Origin of the sequence: Paraburkholderia sp. GAS333 (assembly GCF_050435665.1) — a bacterium.
GTDB lineage: Bacteria > Pseudomonadota > Gammaproteobacteria > Burkholderiales > Burkholderiaceae > Paraburkholderia > Paraburkholderia fungorum_A.
In genome coordinates, this window is record NZ_JBNDKS010000013.1 from 1 (window position 1) to 23,475 (window position 23,475).

The following is a 23,475-nucleotide window of genomic DNA, read 5'->3' on the forward strand; positions in this document are numbered from 1 at the left end:
TTGCGGTCATCGCCCTCAACGAATCGCTTCATGAGTCACCCGGTATCAGCGTGTTGATTCAGTTTAGGCGATCAACGCGTTTTCACACGGTCTCGACCAAAAACCGCTACAGCGGTACGCAAGATTGGGTAGCGCTTTCACTAAAAATTTATGCGTAGTACGCGTACTGGTTCGGTAAAATTCTGTATAAGCGCGTTTGTGTTTACCTGCCTCGCAACCAATCTGCGATTGCCCTCGATATCGGAAGGTCTACCTGATTTTCAAGCCAGAGCCATTGGCCAAAGGGATTCACCTCAAGAAACACAATGCGGCCATCGGGTTGAACGATAAAATCATAAGCACCGTACTCGATTCCGAGTTCGTGAGACATTTTGAATATCTTCTCGCAAGTAATTTCAGGAATTCTTGCTTTCTCGTATCTATTATCGAACAGGCCGGCTCGCCAGTCTTGTCTGGCTGCTTTAGTGTCAGCCGCACATATTTTGGCTCCGTAAACATCCCCTCCTACTACCGTAACGCGGAGTTCATACGCTTTTTCGATGTACTCTTGATAAAGCGAAGGACAACTCGAAATTGAGTCCCTCATACTGGACAATTCATCAGAAGTGAGAATTTGCGCGTAAGCAAGCTTTCCATCAGGGTTGGCGTACGGAGTAAATGTCTTAAACAATAGATCAGATGGACTAAGTGACTTTTTAAATTCCAACAACTCTTCTAAATCGGATGTAACCAGCGTACGAGGAATAGAAAATCCAATTGATTCGGCAATTTTTAATTGGAGTAGCTTATTTGATGCTTTTCTAGCTGCTGTTCGATTATTAAGCCAGCGAGCGCCTACGTAGTGATCCTCCAAATATTCCAACGCTTGGCCCCATTCGCGCTGCCGAAAATAATAATCATATAGATCAACCGCGCTACTGTTTGGAAAGCCGGTATGTGGTTTAAGTCTCCACCATACGGACGTGACATCCCCATCAACTGGCACGGAAGTCCCTATAGACAATGTCATTTCTGCATTCAAAGAAAATTTTGCTTTAGCCGCAGATGATCCGAAAGGGTCCAGAACCACAAAATCAACTGATTCGCTCGATAGGTGCGTCAAAACACTCGATACGTGAGGGTCATTTTTTGATCCGATTATTAAAATCATTTAATATCGCTCACATTTATAACTTGGGCGAGCTGGTCAACCAAGCGTCTTTTAATGATTCGGATCAACGTCGTTGTCACCATCCAGCCCAGTAACGGGAAATTGCGTGACAGTGTGTGTAATACTCAATAGATGCTGATTGCTTCCCTCGGGAAGTGAAGGAGGAGATACCGCAACGCGACCAGCTAGCGGTTTGACCGTAACCTCTGCGTCTTCATCCATAACTAGCGTCACAACGACTTTCTTTCCCATACATTCCTCCGATGAAATGAAGCAAGTATGCCGCGCTTAATGAACAACTGGACAGGCTATGACGCATCTACTCGCGCGTACGCAATATAACCGCGTACGCCGTCGTTGAACATCGTCCCATCGCGACTTAAATTGCGGCCGTCAGCGTGGTTGTCATGAGCCGGAGGTGCTGGCAAATGGACTGCCTTCGGTAAAGGCGCTCAACCTCGCTACCAGATAATGCACAGCAGTGTCACGAACGTCTGTTGACTACCGCACAGTTCTTTGGGAACGTCAGAGTGCGCGATCGAGCAACTGTAGTTGGCCGATCGCGCTCTGATGTTAAAAATAGCCGGTGACATTCGTCGAGCCGGCTGCATCCGGCAGAAGTCGCCAACGGATTCAACCGGTCGATGCAACACACTAGAATCTCCGTGAGCAGTGGAGGTGTTGCAATGAAACAAAGATCGAGTATCTACTATACTGAGAGCCAGAAGGCATTGATGTAGGACCGCCGGCGTAAAGGCGAAACGATTCATCAGATTGTCAAATTGGTCGATCGGAACACTCTTCAATACAGCGGATAGTCGCGGAGGATCGACGAAGGCCGACGTTTGGATACGCTAAGCTCCGCGCTTGCAATGTAGCGAATTGATGCGGTCGCAGCATTGCTGTTTCTACCTGAACGACGATCGAGCAATCCGGGGAGTCCACGGATGACTCATTAACCTAGGATGCAAACAACGTTCCATTTGTCTGCCGGGTATTGACTTGCGTAATACTGTTTGGCGTTTTGGCACTCGTCAGCAGTCTCAAAACGGTATATAGAAATTTGCGGTCCGCCGATTTGCCGCGGCATTGCAGTTAATACATTGCGACCGGTTCCCGGTACAGGCGTAGCAAGCGCATGGTTACCTAGAAAGCCAGGTGCAATACCGGCAGAAAACGCCACCACCGCCACTGCATTACGGAACATTATCGCCTCCAATGTTTATTCAATCTAAACATCCATGCAGCGCTCTCTGTCCTCCAATAAGCGCTTGCATTCGTCGTATCACTGCGGAGGGCTGGGAAGCGGCGTACAGTTGTTTCGGCTAGCCGCTAATGGATTCATGGTAACAAGCTCCTCGCCCAAGCCCAGCGGCCTCGCGCAAAAAAGGGTGAAAACCTTCTGATTCGGTGGAACAAAGCCTGCACAGTCGAGATTTACTGGCTTGCCAGACTTGCCCCTGAACTGACAGTGAGATTCGCACCGATACCATCTGCTTTGATCTCGATTCATCGAGTCCGACTTTATAGTAAGAGCACCAAATGAGCCGTAGAACGTGGCACTTGTCCTGCAATCAATAAACGCATTCTGCGCCACTGCACATGGGGGCCGAAAAACTACATGACAAACGATAAGGCATAGACATACCCATCGCACCGTTGGCCGTGCGGGGAGTAACGTTTTGCCGGAAAAAGTCATCAAGGCACTCTCATAAATGGCGAACGTCTGGCAGAAAAATCGGAATCCAAAAAGGGCGGACTTGCTGACAAGTGTAAGTGCATTATGTTTCTACCGTCTTTCGAATGAAGGGCCTCCACATAAATATGACATCACAAATGGCTTACACAATGTGCGGTAGCGCACACGCTCCTTGTGCATTCGGCAGTTCCCAAAGTGAACCAGCCATTCGAGCAACGGGTTTCGACGCTGGGCCAACGGCGATTATTGGCCGACTACAGTCCGATGCCGATTACATAGTTGCTCGGCAGATAATCGACTCGCGTCAGACCGGAGTCGCCCCCTGATCGCCCCTTCCAATTTATCAACAACGGCCATTCAAACCGCGGCCAACTCAGGAAGCACTTCCCCTCCACAGCAGTTCATCCATGGAGCCCATTAGTGCTTTGCCGGGCAATTGCCTGCGTGTGAGAGCCTTCGATTCGAGGGCCAGCAGTATCACTGCCGATATCGCTTTCATGATCCGCTTCGCGGCGCTTGCAAAAAGCCCATAGCGGCCATGCCAATCCCCATGTAAGCCGCAGCGACGCGCAATCTACACGCCAACCAGCGCTGGCAACTCCAATTCATCCGATGCACGCCCGTACCGGCGGTTCACTTGCGGTAAAGGCATCACGTTGGCTGGATGCGTCGCACTGTCGACGCGCCCCTGAAAGCGAGACGGATAGCGGGCTTTTTTCCTGTCGAGGATCGCCTGACTCAAAAACTCAGCGCTATACGCCTTCAGTAAGTGCGCATGATGCGCCTGGACGTACGCGGCGATCTGCTCATGTTCGTCGTGAATCGTTGCCAGCGACGTCAGCGTGCGCTCATCCCAACGGAAGCGCAGGCCGAGTTCTTCAAAAGCGGCGTTGTAGGCACAAAGTTGCGCCTCGACTTCAGCATCATGAGCGCTGTCGCACGTATGAAATTGAGAGGTGTTCATCGTCGTCTCCTTCCGGCAAATGGCACGATCAAGAATAGAAGGGAGATTAGATAAACAATAATTAAAGTTTTTTGGAAAAATGATAAATCTTTACTTATATATGTAATCTTCCGTCTCGCAATTTCAATGCGAAAAACCCTCGTTTTCGCGGCGCGCTACCCAGCAGTTGAGCATCAGGAGAAGTCCGACTACGTCCAGGGATCATAAAACACGGGCGCAGAGGCTCGCCGTCGGAAGCGGCGGACTCTTGTATTACGGATACCTAATGCAAACCATAAAATATTTTAACTTTCACTTATCGTCGTTCTCGCGCAGCATCCCCTCACACCCGCTGAACGTCCAATAGATTTCAGCCCCACTGTTGTTCGTTCGACGAGTAAGAGCTTTCGTTAGTGCGCTTTTCTCTGGCCGACCATTGGCGCTTCCTTGCTCGCAGACAAACCAGCGACGAAGCGATTCGATCACGTAAGTCCAACGCGCCGTTCGAGCGCGACGGAAAGTACAGGAGACGGAGACATGGGACATTCCAATGTGGCGGAGACTGGCCGGCCAGCGTTCTGGCATCAACGGTGGATACAACTCGCGATCGGCGTGGTGTGCATGGGACTGGTCGCGAACCTGCAATACGCGTGGACGTTATTCGTCGTTCCAATAGACAACGCTCATCACTGGGGACAAGCGGCGATTCAGACCGCATTCACCATCTTCGTCGTCACCGAAACCTGGCTCGTTCCCGTAGAAGGCTGGCTCGTCGACAAGTTCGGACCGCGCCCGGTGGTGATCGGCGGTGCGCTCTGCGCGGCTATCGGCTGGATGATTAACGCTCATGCAGGCAGTCTTACTGAACTCTACATCGCGGCAGTCATTGCCGGTATCGGCGCGGGATGTGTGTACGGCACCTGCGTCGGGATGGCACTCAAATGGTTCCCGGACAAACGCGGTCTCGCAGCGGGGTTGACGGCGGCGGGCTTCGGCGCCGGCGCGGCGGTAACTGTGATTCCCATCGCCAACATGATCCAGCGTTCGGGCTACGAGTACACGTTCATGTTCTTCGGCATTTTCCAAGGCGTCTGCATCCTGCTGCTCGCCACGTTGCTGGTACGGCCTAAACCGCCTGCCTACGCGGTCGCGCCTAAACGTATTGTTGCAAGCAAGGTCGACTACACGTCCCGCGAGATGGTCCGTTCGCCGCTGTTCTGGGTGCTCTATCTGATGTTCGTATTCGTCGCGGCCGGCGGCATCATTGCAACCGCTCAGCTAGGACCGATCGCGAAGGAATACGGCTTCGCCAGAATGCCGGTCAACCTGCTGGGCATCACGCTGCCGCTCCTCACGATGACGCTGTCCATCGACAATCTGTGCAACGGTTTCACTCGCCCTCTGTGCGGCTTTCTATCGGACCGCATTGGCCGTGAAAACACCATGTTCATGATCTTTCTCGGCGAAGGCGTCGCGCTGCTCGGACTGATGCAGTTCGGCCATAACCCGTACGCGTTCATGTTCTTCGCCGCCGCCATCTTCCTTTGTTGGGGCGAAATCTTCTCGATCTTCCCGGCGACCTGTGCGGACACTTTCGGCAGCAAATACGCCGCAGCGAATGCGGGGACGCTCTACACCGCGAAAGGGACTGCCGCGATGCTGGTGCCGGTTGCATCGGTGCTGTCCGCGAACGGTGGCTGGAACACCGTATTTATCTCAGCGGCCGTGATATCGATCGCGGCCGCCGTCTCCGCGAAATTCATTCTCGCCCCTATGAGAAAGCGCTGGATCGAAAACTCAGGCGCGTCAGCCGGCGTAGCTATCGCCGAGGCACGGTTGCAACCGTCGTCCGGCGGCTCGTCTGAATGAATGCCCCCGTGAGCCCGCCGCTCACGATCCAACTCATCACGCCCCGCTACCCAGGAGAGATGTCATGGCAGAAGCCGACCAGCTCACAACAGGCACTACGTCACAACAACAGGCGAGTGAAACGACCGATGGATTCCATCTCGTCATCGACGCGCTGAAACTGAACGACATCAATACCATCTTCGGACTGGTGGGCATTCCCATCACCGACCTCGCGCGGCTTGCACAAGCGGAGGGGATGCGTTTCATCGGCTTCCGTCATGAACAGCACGCAGGCAACGCGGCGGCAATTTCCGGCTACATCACGCAGAAGCCGGGCATCTGTCTGACCGTGTCGGCACCGGGCTTTCTCAACGGCTTGACAGCCCTCGCGAACGCGACCACGAACTGTTTCCCGATGATCCTGATCAGCGGGTCGAGCGAACGCGAAATCGTCGATCTGCAGCAGGGAGATTACGAAGAAATGGATCAATTGAACGCCGCCAGGCCTTACGCCAAGGCAGCGTACCGCGTGCTCCATGCGGAGGACATCGGCATCGGCGTGGCACGTGCGATCCGTGCAGCGGTCTCTGGCCGGCCGGGTGGCGTCTATCTGGACCTGCCGGCCAGGCTGCTCGCGCAAACGCTGGACACCGTCAAGGCGCAGCAGTCGCTGGTGAAAGTGGTCGACGCCGCGCCGCGTCAATTGCCCGCGCCGGAATCGGTCAAGCGTGCGCTTGACGTGCTGAAAAGCGCAAAACGTCCGCTGATTCTGCTAGGCAAGGGGGCCGCGTATGCCCAGGCTGACGCGGAAATCCGCGCCTTCGTCGAGCAAAGCGGCATTCCGTATCTGCCGATGTCGATGGCCAAGGGCTTGTTGCCCGACACGCACGAGCAATCCGCATCGGCAGCGCGTTCGTTTGTGCTGCAGGAAGCCGACGTTGTCGTTCTGATTGGCGCGCGTCTGAACTGGCTGCTGTCGCATGGCAAGGGCAACACGTGGGGCACGGCGCCGAAAAAGTTCGTGCAGGTCGATATCTCTCCGACTGAAATCGACAGCAATGTCGCGATTGCGGCGCCGGTAATCGGTGACATCGGCTCGTGCGTGGCGGCGCTGCGCGCCGGCCTCGATGAGAACTTCCCCAGGCCGGAGGGCGAATGGACCGGTGCGATCGCCGAGCGCAAGAGCCGGAATCTCGCGAAGATGGCCGCGATGCTCGACAAGAACCCATCTCCGATGAATTTCCACAGTGCTTTGCGTGCGATTCGTGACGTGCTGAAGACCCGCCCGGACATCAACGTCGTCAACGAAGGCGCCAATACGCTCGACTACGCGCGCAGCATTATCGACATGGCCGAACCGCGCAAGCGCTTTGATTCCGGCACGTGGGGAATCATGGGTATCGGGATGGGCTTCGCCATCGGCGCGGCGGTAACGACAGGCAAGCCGGTGGTCGCGATCGAAGGCGACAGCGCTTTCGGATTCAGCGGCATGGAACTCGAAACGATCTGTCGTTACGAGTTGCCGGTTTGCACGATCGTATTCAACAACAACGGTGTTTATCGCGGCACCGACGTGAACCCGACGGGCGGTAAGGACGTTGCGCCTACTGTGTTCGTGAAGGGTGCGCGCTACGACAGGATGATCGAGGCATTCGGCGGCATCGGCTACCACGCGAGCACGCCGGAAGAACTGACGAAGGCACTCGTCGAGGCAATCGCATCGGGCAAACCTAGCTTGATCAATGCAGTAATCGACGAAGCGGCCGGCACCGAAAGCGGCCGCCTGACGAATCTGAATCCGCAAAGCGCGGCAATGAAAAAGTAATTGTATTAACCAAGGAGATACCAACATGACCAAACCTCTCGAAGGCATCAAGATCATCGACTTCACTCATGTTCAGGCCGGTCCCGCGTGCACCCAGTTGCTCGCCTGGTTCGGTGCTGACGTGATCAAGGTCGAAAGGCCAGGGTCGGGCGACGTCACGCGCAGCCAATTGCGCGACATCCCGGATGCCGACGCACTGTACTTCACGATGCTCAACAGCAATAAGAAGTCGCTGACACTCGACACGAAGAAGCCAGAAGGCAAGGAAGTGCTCGAAAAACTGATCCGCGAATCCGATGTTCTGGTCGAGAATTTCGGACCGGGCGCGTTGGACCGGATGGGTTTTTCGTGGGAACGTCTAAACGAACTCAACCCCAAGATGATCGTCGCCTCGGTGAAGGGTTTCAGCGACGGTCACCACTACGACGACCTCAAGGTCTACGAAAACGTTGCGCAATGCGCAGGGGGAGCGGCCTCCACCACCGGCTTCTGGGACGGCCCGCCGACCATCAGCGCCGCGGCGCTTGGCGACAGCAACACAGGCATGCATCTCGCGATCGGCATTCTGACTGCACTGCTCGGGCGCGACAAAACAGGCAAGGGCCAGAAGGTCGCTGTATCGATGCAGGACAGCGTGCTGAACCTGTGCCGTGTGAAGCTCCGCGATCAGCAGCGACTGGAGCGAGTGGGATATCTCGAAGAATATCCGCAATATCCGCACGGTGAGTTCGGCGATGTAGTGCCGCGCGGCGGTAATGCGGGCGGCGGTGGGCAGCCGGGCTGGGTGCTCAAATGCAAGGGCTGGGAAACGGATTCGAATGCCTACATCTATTTCACGATCCAGGGCCATGCATGGGAGCCGATCTGCAAAGCGCTCGGTAAGACCGAGTGGATCGATGACCCGGCCTATAAAACCGCTGAGGCGCGTCAACCGCATATCTTTGAGATCTTCAAAACCATCGAAGCGTGGCTCGCCGACAAGACCAAATTCGAAGCGGTCGACATCTTGCGCAAATTCGACATTCCGTGTGCGCCAGTGCTGACGATGAAGGAACTGGCCAACGATCCTTCATTGCGGGCGAGCGGTACGATCGTCGAAGTACCGCACAAGAAACGCGGCTCGTATCTGACCGTCGGCAGCCCGATCAAATTCTCGGACATGAAGCCGGAGGTCACGGCATCTCCTCTGCTCGGGGAGCATACCGACGAAGTGCTGGCGGGCCTTGGTTACAGCAACCAGGAGATCTTCAATCTGCGCGAAGTCAAAGCGGTTTGACGGCGCCACGCAGGCCGGTGAATCTGGCTCTGACGTGAAGATGAAGCGCCTCTGACGGCGCCGCATTTTGTCCAAATCCGCATTTTTCCCTGGAGGAGCGCCGTGCAAACTCCCATCGACTTCCAGCAACTTGCCAACGCAATCGGCGACGCGATCATCATCTCCGATGCCGGCGGCAGCATCACCTTCTGGAACCCCGCAGCCGAACGGATGTTCGGCTTTACGCAAAGCGAGGCGCTCGGCAATTCACTGGACCTGATCATTCCGGAACGCTTGCGCGGCCGACACTGGGACGGCTATCACAAGACCATGGCAACGGGCGAAACCCGTTACGGCAATGATGTTCTGCGTGTCCCCGCCGTGCATAAAGACGGACGGTCAATGTCGATCGCCTTTACAGTTGCATTGCTGCATTCGCCGCAAAACGAACTCAACGGTATCGTCGCAGTGATTCGCGATGAAACCGCCCGTTTCAAAGAGGATCGCTTGTTGCGCCAGCGTCTTGCGGAGCTGGAAGCGTCCGCTGGCGCGTGAGCGGTGGGATGACAGCGCAGTCCCCGTTGCCGTCTACGGCCGGGGCGGCAGCATTGGGCTACGCTGCTGCATTTTTACGGATCGTCGGCGATCGTGGGAAGGTCGTCGAATGACCGGTGATGGCCGCGGGCACGGTCCTATACTGACTCGTTAAGCGTTTCGCCACCCATCAACTTACGTGCGGCTCAGAGTCCGTCGGGATCGCCGCCGTTTGGTCACACGCAACGGCGTTTCATTCCGGTGCAGCCGAATAAGGGTGGGCCGCGATACGCGTCGGCGGCTCAGCCAGAAGTTCCAGAATCTCGTCCCGGAGTTCGTCAGCTAGCGGGCTATTCTCATAGTGATCCTTTGCCTCTTCAGACGTGAATACCTCGATGTTCCAAAGCACATCAGGGTCGTCATCCTCACGCAGGATGATAAAGCGATTAGATGCACCTGACTTCGCCATGCCGGCGGTAGCAAGTTCGAACAGCTTGTCCCCGCTTCCGGGCTTGGCGCGCATTCTGATGATGTAGGCTGGCTGGTTCTGCTGGCGCATTGTCGCTCTCACTCTTTGCAACGTTCTGAAGGGTGTCGATGTTACGTCATCTTGGGGCTTTGAGGCCGGTGCCAAACGGCTTCCGCGAAATGATCGGCTGACCGCGCCGACGACCCTCCGCGGCGCAGCACGGACATCCCGCCATACATCAACCAGGCTTACCACCAAGACCAAGGAAAGGAAACGGAGGCGCAGGTTGAAAATATCGGGAGACTTCACCGTTGAAAGTGTTTCTCTGATCCTTACCGAGGTCGAGACGTTTGACCGGCGCGCCGGGAGCGAAGTCGACCTTCTTGAGGTCCACCCAGAATGTGTTGGGCGTCAGCGCCGATTCGAAGAAGTAGAGCATGCGCTTATGATCAACAACGGTACGCCAACGGGTAGACGAAATGTTAGGCTCGTCCGGCGTGGTAATGCCGTACGGCACGGACACGTTGCGGATTACGCTGAAAACACTGGCAAGTGCAACAACGGGGTCTTCGCTCTTCGGAATTGCGTTGATATAGAACGAAGCACGCGCGAAGCGGTCGGCCGATCGATTCGTGCCGGGCAACCATACGGTGCCGCCAATCTGTTTCCAGTACGCGTTCAGCGCGAGTTGCTCGTCGAAGGTCGGTGAGTTAGTCATGACCTGGTACTGCCGCCCGTGGTGAATGACCTGCCTGCCACCCACGTACTCGACGATTGCGCTGTCGCCCGTCGCATCCGACATCGACAGATGCAGCGTGGCGAGGCGTTCTTCACCGGGGACGTTGTCCGTGACGATGGTGAACGGCTCCTTCTCCAGCGCGGCCACCGCTTCCGAAACGGTCGCGAAGTTGTCGAGCACGTACTGCGCCCACGCCGCGATGGTGAGTCCGGGTCGGGAGTCTTTGTTGAACGCCGGGTATTGCGATTCGACGAGCCACAGCAGTTCGGCTGCGAGGCCCTTTTCATTCACGCCGTCGGTGGTAGAGACGTCGTAGCCGGTGGCGACGACGCTTCCATATTTTGCGGTCCATTTCAGGGAGTTCGGACCGGCCTCTCCGTTGCGAGCAATACCGCGGGGGAGGATGTAAAGGTTGGTGGCAATGTCGAGCTTCCAGTCCATCGATCGGGCGGTGATGACGTCGTTGTCGGCGCCAAGATAGACAACCCTCGTGCAGGCAAGCGATGCAACCGGAGTAACAACCTGCGTCGCTGCGGCGACAAGAACGGTTAGAACAGAACAAAAAGAGTGGCGCACGCAAACTCCTAACTCTGGTCAGGGATTCGGGGTCTCGCAAACGCTGCGCGCGCACATCGCGCGGCCCGTGGGCATTGGCTAGCAGGCGGGCACATCAGCAATCCATTTTACGGGTTTTACGGCGACGCTAGGGGGCTGGAAGGGTCTCGCAGACATTCGAAGCAACGACCTCGACCGTCCTTTCATTGGGGCCTTGTCTGGCGAGCAAGGGTCACCTCCCGCGCCGTCTCGACTCGCTGCGATCATCTTGATCTCCACCTGAATTACTTCTATTCCGTTTAGCACTCTCGAACGACCGCTTACATTGCTTTATCGAGCTGCAGCTCCTGGCTGATCAGAGGCCTCTCCTCCCATCCGTCTTCACCTGAACTTCAGCAGAGTCCGCCGTCCGAACGTCACTAAGAAGCCGTTCACGACCACCGATCCTTCAGACCGTTGCCTCCCTACCCCCTCGCTTATAATCCCCGCATTGATAGTGAATTCACCAGCGGAGAACCCCAATTTATGAGCCAGCCACGCGGGCGATATCCGGGATCTCGGGACAAGGGCCTGCACCAATCGCGGCCGGCCCCAAAACAGACCTCCCATCGACAGAACAAGCCGTACGCAAAATCGCCACCCGCACGAGATGCGGGCCAGACCGCATCCATTTTCAAAACACGTTCATTCAAATGGCTGGTTGATGCAGTAGGCGCCGAGAACATCGCATTAGGACTCGATTCCAACCTCTCGCGCGTGGCGGAATTGATCAACGGCGAGAGATTCACACCTGAGACGGCCTTCCACATTGAAACGACGCTCGGACTGCCCGAAGGGTTTTTCGATCAGCCCAACCCTGCCCTCCCGTCGGCGACCATCACTCGTCTGAAGGCGCCGCTTGACTTTATCCACGCCAATATCGAACCCGAATTGACGGACGAGCAGGTACCTTCAACGCTGGCGAACAACCGTACGTCCACTGACCGTTTGCTCCGGGAATCAGAAATGCCAAAGAAAATTGACAGCGGCTCGCCAAAGTCCGTCGTGAAGAACAGTCCTGCACAGGCAAAGTCAGCCGCTGCGCCTTCCGAGAAAGCAGCATCAGCGAAAGCCAAAGCACCCATCAAACGCGGGGCTCAACAATCCCTGCCGTTGAACGACGAGGCGGCCGTGCAGAACATCCGTCGCGCCAACCTGCACGTACTTACATCGCGTAAGGGATCGAAGGTGCGCCTGGCTGCGGTAGTGGATATCAGCGCCTCCAACCTCGACAACCGTCTGTATGGTCAGAAGCGTATGGACGACGCCGAAGCGCACCGTTTCACAGAACGCCTCGGACTGCCATCGGTCTGGCTGGATATCCCGCGCGAGGTAACGGACATTCCCGAATCGGTGTCGGCTTTGCTCGATCCGCAATCGGGTCGACCGGCACCCGATCAGCAGCCGCGATCAGTCGCGACCACGCCGGAAACAGGAGTGGCGAGAAAGTCCGCGAGTAAGAAAGTGAAAGCCGCGAGCAGTCGACATGTTCAACCGTCCGCGGTAGAGCAAAGCACCAGCGCCGCTGTGACGAAGGACGCAGTAGAGGCACTGGATACAGCATCGACGTCTGCGCCCACTCTTGCGGTCAAGCAAGCTGCCGACAAAGATGTCTCGCTACCCGTTTCTCACCTGCAGCCTGCGCCGGTTCCCTTTACCGCGGCCGTCGCGGAGCCCAGTCGCTCTGCTACTGTCACGAGCCTCTACGATCTCGTCGGCATCGAGCCAATCGCAGAGGCGCTGATCAAAACCCTCGCAGGCAAAGCACGAACCGGCCGGCTGGACGAAATGAAGGCGTTGGAACTGTTACGTCAGATCGTGTCGCTTTGATCTGACTGGCCAGCCCGTGAGGCACGGGTGGCTCAGATCCGCGATCCGGCAAATCCGCATGCTCAGCGACATACGCGAGGCTCGCGCACAGCCGGATCGCAAGCCACTCCGCTCATCCTCTGCAACGAGACGTTTATACATGCTTCCCGCGCGCCGCAAGATTCCTGAACAACGCGCGCGTGCCGAACACCCAGGGCGGCACTTCCGTGCACAACCCGACGCGATTGACCAACGCGCCTAACGTACCGGTCGAGATGGTCACCGTATCGCCGAGTTCGTGAGTGAACCCGGCACCCGCGCCATGCCTGTCCTTAACTGGGGAGAACATCGTGCCGAGAAACAGCATGAACCCATCCGGGTACTGATGATGCGCGCCGTGCGTCTGGCTGACGAGATCGAGTGGGTCGCGGCTGATCGCCTTCATATGGCTGACACCTTGCAGTTCGAAGCCGTCTGTCCCTTCGATATGCAGACTCACCGACGCCGAGCGCACCGTGTCGATTGTGAAGCTCTCGTCGAACAGTCGAACGAACGGACCGATCGCACATGACGCGTTGTTATCCTTGCATTTGCCGAGCAGCAGCGCGGAGCGGCCCTCGATGTCGCGCAGATTCACGTCGTTGCCGAGCGTTGCGCCCACTGTTTCGCCACGCGCATTCACCGCGAGAACCACTTCGGGCTCCGGATTATTCCAGCTGGACGCGGGCAGCAAACCCACTTCGTCGCCCGATGCAACGGAGGACATGGGCTGCGCCTTGGTAAACACTTCGGCATCGGGGCCAATGCCGACCTCCAGATATTGCGACCAGAGACCGCGTTCAGTCAGTTCGGCTTTCAGACGCATTGCAGCGTCGGAGCCGGGCACGATCTGCGAAAGGTCCGAGCCGATGGTCTGCTGGATCGTCGCGCGTACTTCGTTTGCACGGCTCGCATCGCCGCCTGCCTGCTCCTCGATCACCCGTTCGATCAGGCTGACCGCAAAGGTGACACCGCACGCCTTGATGGCCTGAACGTCGCACGGTGCGAGTAGTTTCACCTGAGGCGTCTGCGGCGCAAACTGCTGCGCCATGATTTCCACTACATCGCCAACGTCCTCGCCCTCGCTTGCGCGCACGACGTTCAGCAGATCGGCGCGATCAAAAAGATCCGCCGTAGTAGGTGCAATGCCTGTGATATCGATCATCTTCCCGTTGCGCACCACGACGACGCACGGCCCCTCGAACGAAGTCGTTTTACGCCACACACGCCCGACCAGCAGCGCGCTCTCCAGGTCTGCAGGAAGATAAGACCGCGCAGTTGCGATATCCATTACTCGACTCTCCAAAACAGGTGTCGGAGCGCTGCGAACGCGCCCGAATCTAAAAATCAGACGATCAGTTTCCGTTTCTGGGCATGACGGTCTTGTTGATCACGCTCATCTGACTGTCGACATTCGCGGGCGTGACGAGAAGAACCGGGATCGACAGGTTCTTCTGACTCAACGACGAGTCGTATAACGCATTCGCCGCCTCCTGTCCCATCAGAAACGGCTGCTGCATGCCGGAAGCAAGCAGTTGGCCTTTCTTCAGCATGTCGATAAATTCAGGAATGCCATCGAATGCGACGAGCGCAACGTCCTTGTCGCGATGACCAATACGGATCGCGCGCGCAGCGCCGAGTGTAGGCGTGTCGGTCTCGACGAAAACCGCATGCATATCCGGATGCGCGGTCATCATGTCCTGCACAAAGCTGAACGTCTCGTCAGGCGTGTACTTCTGCATCTGATTCAGAGCCATCTCGTGAATGCCCGCCTCGCTCATCGCGCGGCGAAAGCCAGCGGTGCGCAGCTTGCCGTTTTCCCGTCCGAGCGAAATGGTGACGATGCCGTAGCCGCCCTTCTGCCAGCCACGTTGCACCATCACGCGCGCGAGTTCCTTGCCGACTGCGTAGGCGCCCTTCTCGTCGTCGGAGCCTACGTAGGTCCGGTAGTCGCCCGAGGTCGTGCCGATGCCGGCGATGCTGACCGGAATGCCATGCTGCTTCGCGAGCGCCAGCACGCTCGGCGCGGTGCTCGAGTCGGTCGGCGACAGCACGATGCCCGCCACGCCCTGCGCAATCGCGTCCTGAGCGTTCTTCAGTTGCGTCGCGGCGTCGTTGTGCGAGTCCATGTAATTGACGGTGCCGCCGTGCGCCTTCACGCCCGCCGCAACGCCATCGCCGACGACATGCCAGAACGGCAGATCTAGCGCCGGCGCGATATAGACGTATTGTTTACCCGCTGCCTGGGCGCTCGCGTTTTGCGCGGGAAACCAAGCGATCATTGCGCCAAAGGCAATTCCTTGCAGCAGATGCCTGACGGTTTTCAGTTTCGTGTTCATGCGCTCCTCCAGATCTTTTTGTTCACGTGGTGATGCTTAACGTTTGGTACCGCTCGTCAGCCGCTCGATCAGTACTGCAACGAGAATGATGGTTCCGATCGCCGTCCCTTGCCAGTACGGGCCGACGCCCAGGAGGTTCAGACCGTTACGGATCAGAACCATGATGAAAACGCCGAACAGACTTCCCAGCATCGAACCGCGTCCGCCAAACAGACTCGCACCGCCAATCACCACGGCGGCAATCGCGTCGAGTTCAAGGCCATTTCCCGCGAGCGGATCGATCGACATGAGCCGCGAACTGAGAAACACCGACGCGAGCCCTGCCGATGCACCGGACACCGCGTAAGCGAGGTTGGAGTAGCGAGTGGTCCGCAGACCGGCGGCCACGGCCGCGTCGCGATTCGATCCGATCGCGTAGATCGTGCGGCCGCCTTTAGTGCGCTGGAGATACCACCACGCAATCGCAAACAGCGTCAGCAGGAACAGAAAATTGACCGGTATGCCGAAGGCTTCCGCGACGCTCAATTCGGAGAGCGCATCGGGCAAGCCTGAGATCGAGTTGCCATTGCTGATCAGATAGGCGACCGACCGGCAGATCGACATCGTGCCAAGCGTCACGATGAAGGGCGCAATCCGGCCGAAGTTCACCAGAAAACCATTGAGCAGACCCAGACACGCGCCTGCGCCAATCGCGACCGGCACGCCGAGATATAACGGAAGCCCGGCTCGGGTGGCGAGAATCCCGAAGATGATCCCGGCAACGCCCGTCACCGCGCCCACTGAAAGATCAATGCCGGCAACGAGGATCACAAAGGTTTGTCCGATCGCGACGATCCCCACCACGACCGACTGATCGAGCAGGTTATAAATGTTGCCCGAGGTCAGAAAACGCGGGCTGGCGACCGACATGATGATGAAAATGACCAGCGCCACGCCGATAATCCGCACGTCGGACGGCAGACGTAGCGGCGCTCGCGTCGATGAAACCTTCGCGGAACTCTGGTCGAGTGCCGCCGTGGCGGTCTTTGCGTCACGCATGTCGACTTCCCCTGCTCAATTTCAGATGATGGATATCCGCTGCCTGCATCGCCGACATCAGGTGTTGTTCCAGCATGGCTTCCGAATGCGTGCTGTCGACCGGAAACGTCATGCCGAGCCAGCCGAACGAATGGCCGGATTCGTTGGCCAGTTCGAACAGGATCGACCGGCGCGCTTCGTCGTTTCTGAACTCCGCGCTGCGCAAGCCGGTCAGCGCACAGGGAATGGCGGTCTCCCCGATGTGCGGAAACTCGTTCCGTGATATCCCGACGGGAAGATCGCTGCGCTCCGAGAGGTCGAAGCAGAACACGCGGCCCGCCACCACGTCGATCCAGTAGGTCGTGCAGCCCAGTTGACCAGGCAGATCGGCAATCACCTTGCGCAACGCGCCGGAAGATGAACGCGGTGCGGCGAACATCGTGAGTGTCTGAGGATCGAACACATCGCTGCCGGCACTGGCGATCGAACGTCCATCGCTGAGAACGAGTACTTCGTCCGACATGCCGAGCAATTCCTCGAAGTCCGACGACACGATGACGATGCCCATGCCTGCTTCGGCGCACTGCCTGATCACCGAATAGATATGGCTGCGCGTGCCGATGTCGATGCCTCGGGTCGGCTCGTCCAGCAGTAGAATCTTCGGCTCGGTCAGAAGCCATCGGGCCAGCAACATCTTCTGCTGTTGTCCGCCGCTCAAACTGGTCACGGCGGTCCTGACCACATGCGCGGGCATGTCGAAATCCTGAATAAACCGCTTCACTGCACTGGCCGCAGCCGATCGCCACGTTCTGCCACCCGCCTGGCCCAGCATCGGCAGCATGAGATTCTCCTGGAGCGAGAGGTCAGGCACGATGCCCTGACTGCGTCGATCTTCGGTCAGCAACGCCATGCCCTTTGCTACAGCATCCCTCGGGTGACGCGGTACGAACTTCGTACCATCGACACGGATTTCCCCGCCCCTGATCTTTCTCAATCCAAATAGTGTTTCCAAAGTCTCGGTTCGGCCCGCGCCGACCAGGCCACCGAGCCCGAGAATCTTGCCCCGCTCCAAGGTAAACGAAACATCTTTCACACCAGCTTCCGCCGAGAGGTTCTGCGCTTCGAGCAACGCTGTTCCGTGACCACGCGTAGTGATCGCGGTGCCCTCCGCGCGAACACGCGGCTTCGCATACAAAGACGAAACGCGCCGTCCGACCATCCGCTCAACCAGATCGTTCGGGTTGGTCTGATGCACCGGCAGATCGCTCTCCACGGTCGACCCTTCACGCATGATGGTGAAGCAATCCGATATCTCGAACAGTTCTTCGAGACGGTGCGAGACGAACATCAACGCGCTGCCGTCATCGCGCAGCTTTCGCATGATGCGGAAAAGATGCTGCACTTCTCCAGGCGACAGCGATGCGGTCGGTTCATCGAAGATAAAGATTTTCGAGCGCTGCAGCGTGGCGCGAGCGATCTCCACCATCTGGCGATTGGCCATCGACAACGAACCCGCACGCTCGTCGAGCGCCAGATGCGTGACCTCCAGCGCCGCTAATGCTTTGGCGGCGTCCGCGCGCAACGACCGCCAGTTGATGCGCGCCGGCGATGCAAAGCGCGGCAACACCAGGTTTTCGAGCACGCTCAGATCGGGCGCAATACTGGTTTCCTGCAGCACGATGGACACGCCGCTTTCCATTGCATGCCGGGGCGAGGTGAATTCGGTCGCCTTGCCTTCGTAGACGAACTCGCCGCTCGTCTTCTGATAATGTCCGCTGATGATTTTCGACAGAGTCGACTTGCCCGCCCCGTTCACGCCGACCAGCGAGTGAATTTCACGAGCCCGCAGGCGCAGTCGCGCATTCGCCAGCGCCTGAACAGGCCCGAAGCGTTTTTCGACCTTCTCTGCAATCAGAATGTCCATGGGTGCATCGCCGGTCGGAATCAAATGCGGTACCAGGTTTCCGCCGAGCGCTGGAACAAGGCCTTCTTTTCGTCGGCGGTGAAGTCGGCCACGATCGTGCGATAGGCGTTCACCAGCGTGGCGTAGTCGGCGTACAGGCCGTCGAGCGGCCAGTTCGTGCCGAACATGCAGCGCTCGACACCGAAGAACTCGATACATTTTTCGATCCACGGCGTAATCGATCCAATCGACCAGTCGTGGTCCACCATCAATAGCCCTGAGAGCTTGCAGGCAATGTTCGGCGCCTGTGAGATCGCCTTCATGCCCTTGCACCACGCGTGGAAGTACTCCACGCTGCGCTGTTTCGGAAAGCCGCAATGGCCGAGGATAATCCGCACATCCGGGAATTGCTTTGCGAGCTTGAGTACTTTGTCGGTGTGCGCAATGTCCGCGTCCATGTCGAATACGAGATCGCGTTTGCGCAGCCCCTCGAACCCACGCAGAAATGCAGAGTCGTTCAGAATGTCCGGCCCATAAAACGTCAGCATCCGGACGCCGCGAAAATTCGTGTACTCGAGGTGGCGATCCAGTTGCTGTTCATTGTTCGCATCCATCAGTTCGCCGCGCGCGATGATCGCATTGGGGAACCCGTCCTTGTCGGCCACGCTTTGCAGCCACGCGGTTTCGCGAACCGGGTCGCCCTCGCCGTCGGCGGTTTCGATATGGACTGACTTGATCAGATTGACCGGTGCACCGGCGGCCTTGAGATCGGACACCACGTAATTGCGCTTGATCGCCGAATAGTCGCCCGAAGGATGGCCTTCGAACGGTTTGTCGGTCAGCCATGCGTAGTGAAGCTGGCTGAGATCCCAAAGATGGTGGTGAGCGTCGACAAAAGCGAAGTCGTCTGAAGCCATCACTGCCTCTACAAGTTGGATTGGAAAATCACACGGGTCCGGCGGTCGCCTAGCCGACGCTCAGGCGGCCAGCATCAGCTGGTTTTTGCCTTCCTGAACGATCTCGCCGTGCTGGTTGCGAACCTTGATGTCGAGCGTCACGATGCCCCGCGTGCCCGACTTCGTGAGCCGTTTGCCCGCGATGGTGATCTCGGCGTCGATCCGGTCGCCCACATACACCGGGCCGACAAAACGCCACGAGTCCCAGTTCAGCGCGGCAATCACGTCGAACTGGATCAACGACCGGTTCTTCAGACCGTCCACCAGTCCGAGCACCAGCAGGCCGTGCGCGAGCCGCCCGCGAAAGCCGAGATCCGTGGCGAATTTCTCGTCGGTGTGATGCGGCATGAAATCGCCCGTCAGTCCCGCGAAGCCCAGAATCTGTGCCTCTGACACTGTGATACCCGGTGTGATGAACGCGTCGCCCTCGTTCAGGTCCCCGAACTTGTTCAAGCTTGTCGTATGCATGGTTTTTCCAGAATGATCGGCCCGGTGGTTAGTCCGCGAGATTCCGGCCTCGCGTTTCCGGCCCGATAATGAGACCCACGGAAGTAATCACCGCCATGGCGATGGCGTAAATCGCCACCGGAATATAGGAACCGCCGCCCGCTTGCAGTAACGCCGTACAGATAAACGGCGCAATGCCCCCGGCGAATACCGCCGATACTTCCCGCACCGTAGAAATCGCCGTGAAGCGGGTACGTGCGCCGAATAGTTCGTTGAAGTAGGCGCCTTGAACAGACAGCATCGCGTAGTTCGAGAAGCCGATTGCAATCGCAATGGTCGCGATGATCAGCAGGCTGTTGCCCGAGTTCAACAACCAGAAATACGGAAACGTGCCGATACCGAACAGCAACGAGCCAAACAGATAAATCGGCTTACGTCCAACGCGATCCGACAGCCAGCCGAAAAAGGGAATCGTCACGATGCCGAGACTCGCGCCGATCAGCACGCCTGCCAAACCTATGTTGCGCGACACGGCGAGTTGTTTCGTGATGTACGCGAGCGTCCAGATCTGGAAGAAATAGCCTGACATGTTCTCCGCGAATCGCGCTGCGAAAGCAATCCAGAAACGCGGGCCGGCTTCGCGGAACATCTCCTTCAACGGTTCCTTCGTGACGTTCTTCTCTTTCTTGAGTTGCTCGAACACCGGCGATTCGTTGACCTGTCTGCGGATATAGGCACCGGCGGCAATGGCGAATACGCTCAGCAGAAACGGAATGCGCCATCCGTAGCCGAGAAAGTCGGCCTCACTCATCAGGTTGTTGACGATGAAGAACACGCCCGCCGAGAGCAAGGTGCCCAGACATACACCGAGCGTGGGGAGACTGGCGTAGAAGCCTCGCTTGCTCGCGGGCGCGCACTCGGCCGCCAGCGTGACCGCACCGCCGTACTCTGCACCAGCGGCAAGCCCCTGAAGAATACGCAATACGATCAGCCCGATCGGCGCAGCCATGCCGATGGACGCATAAGTCGGCATGAAGCCGATGGCCATCGTCGCAGTTCCCATCAGCACCAGCGTGATGACCAGCACTTTCTTGCGACCGTAAAGATCGCCGGCGCGGCCGAATACGACGCCCCCTATGGGCCGCGCGAGAAACCCGACGGCGTAGGTGCCGAAAGCCGCCAGCGTGCCCGCCGAAGACGACAGCGAGGGGAAAAACAGCTTGTTGAAAATCAGCGCAGCAGCGGTCGCATAGATGTAAAAGTCGTACCATTCGAGCGCCGTGCCGATCACCGCCGACACGGTCGCATTGCGCAAACTGCGCGCATCGACCTTCGGTACGGCCTGCGAATGAGCTTTTCCCGCAACGGGCGGCTCGACATCGAGCCGTGCATTGCCGGGCAGCGAAGTATTCCCCTGCGTCATAGTCTCCTCCTGACCCAAAGGTCGGACGTGCGCGGCTCTTGATGGCCGGCGTGTTATCGGGTGCTCGATTTCATCACTTCGCAACGCGAAGTGGGAATGGTTGTTTCACCTGACCGACTGCTGTTTAAAACCCGCATTCAACGCCGCTATGAGTTGACGATGCGACGTACCGTCCACCAGTGCCGCACGGATCGCAGACGACGCACGCGTCTGGAACGCGATATAGCCCGCATAGCGCGGCCGCACATACGCCTGTTCGATGGTCGCCAGCGTATCGCGGTAGAAGTTACCGGAGGCATCGTTCACGCCCGCGTGCGTCCATGCCGCGCGATGACTCGGCTGACCGTCATGCGCAGGAATGAAGTCGACCTGCGTGCTTTCCGACATCAGGAACCGCAGATGATCGAGCAATTCGCGCGATGGCTTCGAGCGTCGGCTCAGCGCAATGCCCGTGCCGCCGAGCGTCGAACCGTGACGGCCCGCGGGCCTCGCAACGGGCACGTCGACGAACCTCACCGGCGCGCGCTCGTCAGTTCGCGTCGCGTAATTGACGTAGCCATAAATCAGCGGACAGAAACGCACTTCGTCGTTACGGCTCATGAATTCGAGCATCTGGATCGGATTGAGCGCGTGAGTCGCCGGATTCATGCGGCCGACCAGCGTCGCCATGACGTCGAGCACCTCGAGCGCGGTCGCTTCATCGACGAAATGCGCGGCGCTGCGCTCCACTTCAGGCGGGCTGCCGAAAGCCGTCATCATCGAACAGAAACTCAGCATGGCGTGCGGACCGGCGATAGACAAACATACGCCGCCGTCGCTCGACAGATCCACCACATCGGTCCAACTTGCCGGTAATGCTCCGTCGATCAGATCGGCTCGTGCCGCGGCCACCTGAGTGGCGGCATCGAGCGGCAATGCCCACTGCCTGCCCTGCCACGCGTACGACTCATAACTCGCGCCAACCGATTGCGCGGCCCAGCTCTGCAACTCCTGCGCAGAAAACAGTTCCTCCAGCGGCCAGAGGCACCCGGCCTCGACCGCCTCGCCGACATGCGGATGATCCAGCACGACCAGATCGTATTGTTCGCACAACTCGCCAATGGGATGCGATTCGAAACCCTCCAGCGATTGCGTTTGCCACTGCAGGTTGAGATCCGCCGCCTCGGGCAATGCGGAAGCGGCATCGAGCGCGGCAAAGCCTCGCGGATGGTCCCATGTCAGACCGCGGATGCTGGACCGAGCCATTCAGGCCGCCGTCTCGTTGATGACCCGATCGCGCAGCAGCGCGTCGATCGCCGTCTCGTCGTAGCCCAGTTCCTGCAACACCGAGCGCGTATGCTCGCCCACCTGAGGCGCACCGATGCGCACGGAAGCCGGAGTTTTCGAGAACTTGTACGGGAAGCCCGGCGCCTTCACGCGCCCTTCGCTCGAATGATCGTATTCGACGAAAGTACCGTTGTGCTGGATCTGCGGGTCGTTGAGCAACTGCTCGTAGCCGTATACCGGACCGGCCCAGATACCGTTGGCGTCGAAGGCCGCAAGCCACTCGGCGGTGGTGCGGGTGGCCAGGCGCTCACGCGTGCGCGCATAGATCTCGTCGCGATGCGTCCACGGATCGGTCGTATCGTTCATACCAACAAAACTCGGCTCGCCGATCACTTCACCAAAGGTCTTCAACGAAGGCATCGCGACGATCACGAAGCCATCGACGGTGGCAAACGCACCGTACGGCGCGCGGATGTAGACGTGGGCGTGCGGCTCGGCCGACCGCTTCTGCGGCAGCCCGCCTTGCATGTACACGGACAGTTCCTGCATCTGCAAGGTCGTGATCGCATCCAGCATATTGACGGTCACGAGTTGGCCTTCGCCGGTTCGCTCGCGATGCAACAGCGCCGCGATCACCGCTTCGAATGCCGTCGACGCGGCGACCGCATCGACCAGATACTGACCGGCCGGAGACGGCGCATCACCTGCACGGCCGGTCGACAACATCGCCCCGGACATGCCCTGCAGCAGCAAGTCCTGCCCAGGACGGTGCGCATAAGGGCCGTCTTCGCCATAACCCGACATCGACACGTAGACGAGCGACGGGTTCAGCTTCGACAGCGACTCGTAGTCCACGCCCAGGCGCTTTGCCACGCCGGGCCGATAGTTCTGCACGAATACATCCGCCGACTTCACGAGATCGAACAATACGGCGCGCCCCGCGTCGTTCTTCAGATCGACGGCAAGCGAGCGCTTGTTGCGGTTCAGCGAAAGAAACGACGCGTTGATCCTGTTGCCCGTCGCGCCGCCCGCCGGCGTATGACGTTGCCACTCGCCGTCGAGCGGCTCGACCTTGATGACGTCTGCGCCGAGGTCTCCAAGACGTTGGGTAGCGAACGGACCGGCCATGGCAATCGTACAGTCGACCACCTTGTAACCGGAGAGGATTGATTTGGCAGCTTGTTGAGGCATGAGAGACAGGACCCTGAGTGATTGTT

The 23,475-nt window shown here is 58.1% G+C and carries 20 protein-coding genes; 5 read left to right on the forward strand and 15 right to left on the reverse strand.

Annotated features, from left to right (window positions below; translation table 11 throughout):
• Positions 1 to 202: 202 nt before the first annotated feature.
• From ABH945_RS34725 to ABH945_RS34740, 4 genes are all read right to left on the reverse strand, one after another.
• A complete protein-coding gene (locus tag ABH945_RS34725) occupies positions 203 to 1,150 on the reverse strand; it encodes a hypothetical protein (RefSeq protein ID WP_429253666.1) in 948 nt (315 codons plus the stop codon).
• Positions 1,151 to 1,201: 51 nt separating this feature from the next.
• Positions 1,202 to 1,402 (reverse strand): hypothetical protein, encoded by a 201-nt coding sequence (locus ABH945_RS34730; RefSeq protein WP_429253667.1) that lies wholly within the window; start codon positions 1,400 to 1,402, stop codon positions 1,202 to 1,204.
• Positions 1,403 to 2,105: 703 nt separating this feature from the next.
• Positions 2,106 to 2,357, reverse strand: coding sequence for a hypothetical protein (locus ABH945_RS34735; RefSeq protein ID WP_429253668.1), 252 nt, complete (start codon positions 2,355 to 2,357; stop codon positions 2,106 to 2,108).
• A gap of 1,066 nt (positions 2,358 to 3,423) precedes the next feature.
• Positions 3,424 to 3,813, reverse strand: coding sequence for a hypothetical protein (locus tag ABH945_RS34740; RefSeq protein WP_429253669.1), 390 nt, complete (start codon positions 3,811 to 3,813; stop codon positions 3,424 to 3,426).
• A 516-nt stretch (positions 3,814 to 4,329) separates the two neighbouring features.
• Between ABH945_RS34740 and oxlT the strand changes: the two genes are divergently transcribed.
• From oxlT to ABH945_RS34760, 4 genes are all read left to right on the forward strand, one after another.
• Entirely contained in the window at positions 4,330 to 5,661 is a 1,332-nt protein-coding gene (oxlT, locus tag ABH945_RS34745; protein WP_429253670.1) for an oxalate/formate MFS antiporter, read from the forward strand.
• Positions 5,662 to 5,725: 64 nt separating this feature from the next.
• Positions 5,726 to 7,468, forward strand: a complete 1,743-nt coding sequence (gene oxc, locus ABH945_RS34750) for an oxalyl-CoA decarboxylase (protein WP_429253671.1) — start codon at positions 5,726 to 5,728, stop codon at positions 7,466 to 7,468.
• Between the two features lie 25 nt (positions 7,469 to 7,493).
• Positions 7,494 to 8,744, forward strand: a complete 1,251-nt coding sequence (frc, locus tag ABH945_RS34755; RefSeq protein WP_074772141.1) for a formyl-CoA transferase — start codon at positions 7,494 to 7,496, stop codon at positions 8,742 to 8,744.
• 102 nt (positions 8,745 to 8,846) lie between these two features.
• The gene (locus ABH945_RS34760; RefSeq protein WP_429253672.1) at positions 8,847 to 9,278 is read left to right on the forward strand and encodes a PAS domain-containing protein; all 432 of its coding nucleotides are present in this window, start codon (positions 8,847 to 8,849) and stop codon (positions 9,276 to 9,278) included.
• 232 nt (positions 9,279 to 9,510) lie between these two features.
• Here ABH945_RS34760 and ABH945_RS34765 read toward each other — a convergent pair whose 3' ends face one another.
• Together ABH945_RS34765 and ABH945_RS34770 are read right to left on the reverse strand one after the other, a co-directional pair.
• Positions 9,511 to 9,816, reverse strand: a complete 306-nt coding sequence (locus tag ABH945_RS34765; RefSeq protein WP_429253673.1) for a putative quinol monooxygenase — start codon at positions 9,814 to 9,816, stop codon at positions 9,511 to 9,513.
• 148 nt (positions 9,817 to 9,964) lie between these two features.
• Complete coding sequence (locus ABH945_RS34770; protein WP_429253674.1) at positions 9,965 to 11,041, reverse strand: linear amide C-N hydrolase; 1,077 nt, start codon at positions 11,039 to 11,041, stop codon at positions 9,965 to 9,967.
• A 504-nt stretch (positions 11,042 to 11,545) separates the two neighbouring features.
• On the opposite strand from ABH945_RS34770, the gene ABH945_RS34775 reads away from it, so the two are divergent.
• Positions 11,546 to 12,889 (forward strand): hypothetical protein, encoded by a 1,344-nt coding sequence (locus ABH945_RS34775; protein WP_429253675.1) that lies wholly within the window; start codon positions 11,546 to 11,548, stop codon positions 12,887 to 12,889.
• Between the two features lie 133 nt (positions 12,890 to 13,022).
• On the opposite strand, the gene ABH945_RS34780 is transcribed toward ABH945_RS34775, so the two are convergent.
• From ABH945_RS34780 to ABH945_RS34820, 9 genes are all read right to left on the reverse strand, one after another.
• On the reverse strand, positions 13,023 to 14,198 hold the full coding sequence (locus ABH945_RS34780; protein WP_429253676.1) for a fumarylacetoacetate hydrolase family protein: 1,176 nt from the start codon (positions 14,196 to 14,198) through the stop codon (positions 13,023 to 13,025).
• Positions 14,199 to 14,262: 64 nt separating this feature from the next.
• Positions 14,263 to 15,246 carry a substrate-binding domain-containing protein gene (locus ABH945_RS34785; RefSeq protein ID WP_429253677.1) on the reverse strand — a complete coding sequence of 328 codons (984 nt, stop codon included), beginning with the start codon at positions 15,244 to 15,246 and terminating at the stop codon, positions 14,263 to 14,265.
• 36 nt (positions 15,247 to 15,282) lie between these two features.
• Complete coding sequence (locus tag ABH945_RS34790; protein ID WP_429253678.1) at positions 15,283 to 16,284, reverse strand: ABC transporter permease; 1,002 nt, start codon at positions 16,282 to 16,284, stop codon at positions 15,283 to 15,285.
• Positions 16,277 to 18,187: a sugar ABC transporter ATP-binding protein gene (locus ABH945_RS34795; RefSeq protein WP_429253679.1), complete on the reverse strand. Its 1,911-nt coding sequence runs from the start codon at positions 18,185 to 18,187 to the stop codon at positions 16,277 to 16,279. The genes ABH945_RS34790 and ABH945_RS34795 overlap by 8 nt, the downstream gene beginning before the upstream one ends.
• A gap of 20 nt (positions 18,188 to 18,207) precedes the next feature.
• The gene (locus ABH945_RS34800; RefSeq protein WP_429253680.1) at positions 18,208 to 19,083 is read right to left on the reverse strand and encodes an amidohydrolase family protein; all 876 of its coding nucleotides are present in this window, start codon (positions 19,081 to 19,083) and stop codon (positions 18,208 to 18,210) included.
• Between the two features lie 60 nt (positions 19,084 to 19,143).
• On the reverse strand, positions 19,144 to 19,590 hold the full coding sequence (locus ABH945_RS34805) for a MaoC family dehydratase (protein WP_074771260.1): 447 nt from the start codon (positions 19,588 to 19,590) through the stop codon (positions 19,144 to 19,146).
• 28 nt (positions 19,591 to 19,618) lie between these two features.
• Entirely contained in the window at positions 19,619 to 20,992 is a 1,374-nt protein-coding gene (locus tag ABH945_RS34810) for an MFS transporter (protein ID WP_429253681.1), read from the reverse strand.
• A 105-nt stretch (positions 20,993 to 21,097) separates the two neighbouring features.
• Complete coding sequence (locus tag ABH945_RS34815; protein WP_429253682.1) at positions 21,098 to 22,237, reverse strand: carbohydrate ABC transporter substrate-binding protein; 1,140 nt, start codon at positions 22,235 to 22,237, stop codon at positions 21,098 to 21,100.
• Positions 22,238 to 23,449 carry a CaiB/BaiF CoA transferase family protein gene (locus tag ABH945_RS34820; protein WP_074771257.1) on the reverse strand — a complete coding sequence of 404 codons (1,212 nt, stop codon included), beginning with the start codon at positions 23,447 to 23,449 and terminating at the stop codon, positions 22,238 to 22,240. It abuts the gene before it with no gap.
• Positions 23,450 to 23,475 lie beyond the last annotated feature (26 nt).

Bases quoted from the DNA above. Each gene is read 5' to 3' on its own strand.
- ABH945_RS34815 (WP_429253682.1), bottom strand. From the start codon at position 22,237: ATGGCTCGGTCCAGCATCCGCGGTCTGACATGGGACCATCCGCGAGGC.
- ABH945_RS34735 (WP_429253668.1), bottom strand. From the start codon at position 2,357: ATGTTCCGTAATGCAGTGGCGGTGGTGGCGTTTTCTGCCGGTATTGCA.
- ABH945_RS34730 (WP_429253667.1), bottom strand. From the start codon at position 1,402: ATGGGAAAGAAAGTCGTTGTGACGCTAGTTATGGATGAAGACGCAGAG.
- frc (WP_074772141.1), top strand. From the start codon at position 7,494: ATGACCAAACCTCTCGAAGGCATCAAGATCATCGACTTCACTCATGTT.
- oxlT (WP_429253670.1), top strand. From the start codon at position 4,330: ATGGGACATTCCAATGTGGCGGAGACTGGCCGGCCAGCGTTCTGGCAT.
- ABH945_RS34795 (WP_429253679.1), bottom strand. From the start codon at position 18,187: ATGGACATTCTGATTGCAGAGAAGGTCGAAAAACGCTTCGGGCCTGTT.
- ABH945_RS34765 (WP_429253673.1), bottom strand. From the start codon at position 9,816: ATGCGCCAGCAGAACCAGCCAGCCTACATCATCAGAATGCGCGCCAAG.
- ABH945_RS34810 (WP_429253681.1), bottom strand. From the start codon at position 20,992: ATGACGCAGGGGAATACTTCGCTGCCCGGCAATGCACGGCTCGATGTC.
- ABH945_RS34775 (WP_429253675.1), top strand. From the start codon at position 11,546: ATGAGCCAGCCACGCGGGCGATATCCGGGATCTCGGGACAAGGGCCTG.
- ABH945_RS34725 (WP_429253666.1), bottom strand. From the start codon at position 1,150: ATGATTTTAATAATCGGATCAAAAAATGACCCTCACGTATCGAGTGTT.
- ABH945_RS34805 (WP_074771260.1), bottom strand. From the start codon at position 19,590: ATGCATACGACAAGCTTGAACAAGTTCGGGGACCTGAACGAGGGCGAC.
- ABH945_RS34800 (WP_429253680.1), bottom strand. From the start codon at position 19,083: ATGGCTTCAGACGACTTCGCTTTTGTCGACGCTCACCACCATCTTTGG.
- ABH945_RS34780 (WP_429253676.1), bottom strand. From the start codon at position 14,198: ATGGATATCGCAACTGCGCGGTCTTATCTTCCTGCAGACCTGGAGAGC.
- ABH945_RS34790 (WP_429253678.1), bottom strand. From the start codon at position 16,284: ATGCGTGACGCAAAGACCGCCACGGCGGCACTCGACCAGAGTTCCGCG.
- oxc (WP_429253671.1), top strand. From the start codon at position 5,726: ATGGCAGAAGCCGACCAGCTCACAACAGGCACTACGTCACAACAACAG.
- ABH945_RS34820 (WP_074771257.1), bottom strand. From the start codon at position 23,449: ATGCCTCAACAAGCTGCCAAATCAATCCTCTCCGGTTACAAGGTGGTC.
- ABH945_RS34740 (WP_429253669.1), bottom strand. From the start codon at position 3,813: ATGAACACCTCTCAATTTCATACGTGCGACAGCGCTCATGATGCTGAA.
- ABH945_RS34785 (WP_429253677.1), bottom strand. From the start codon at position 15,246: ATGAACACGAAACTGAAAACCGTCAGGCATCTGCTGCAAGGAATTGCC.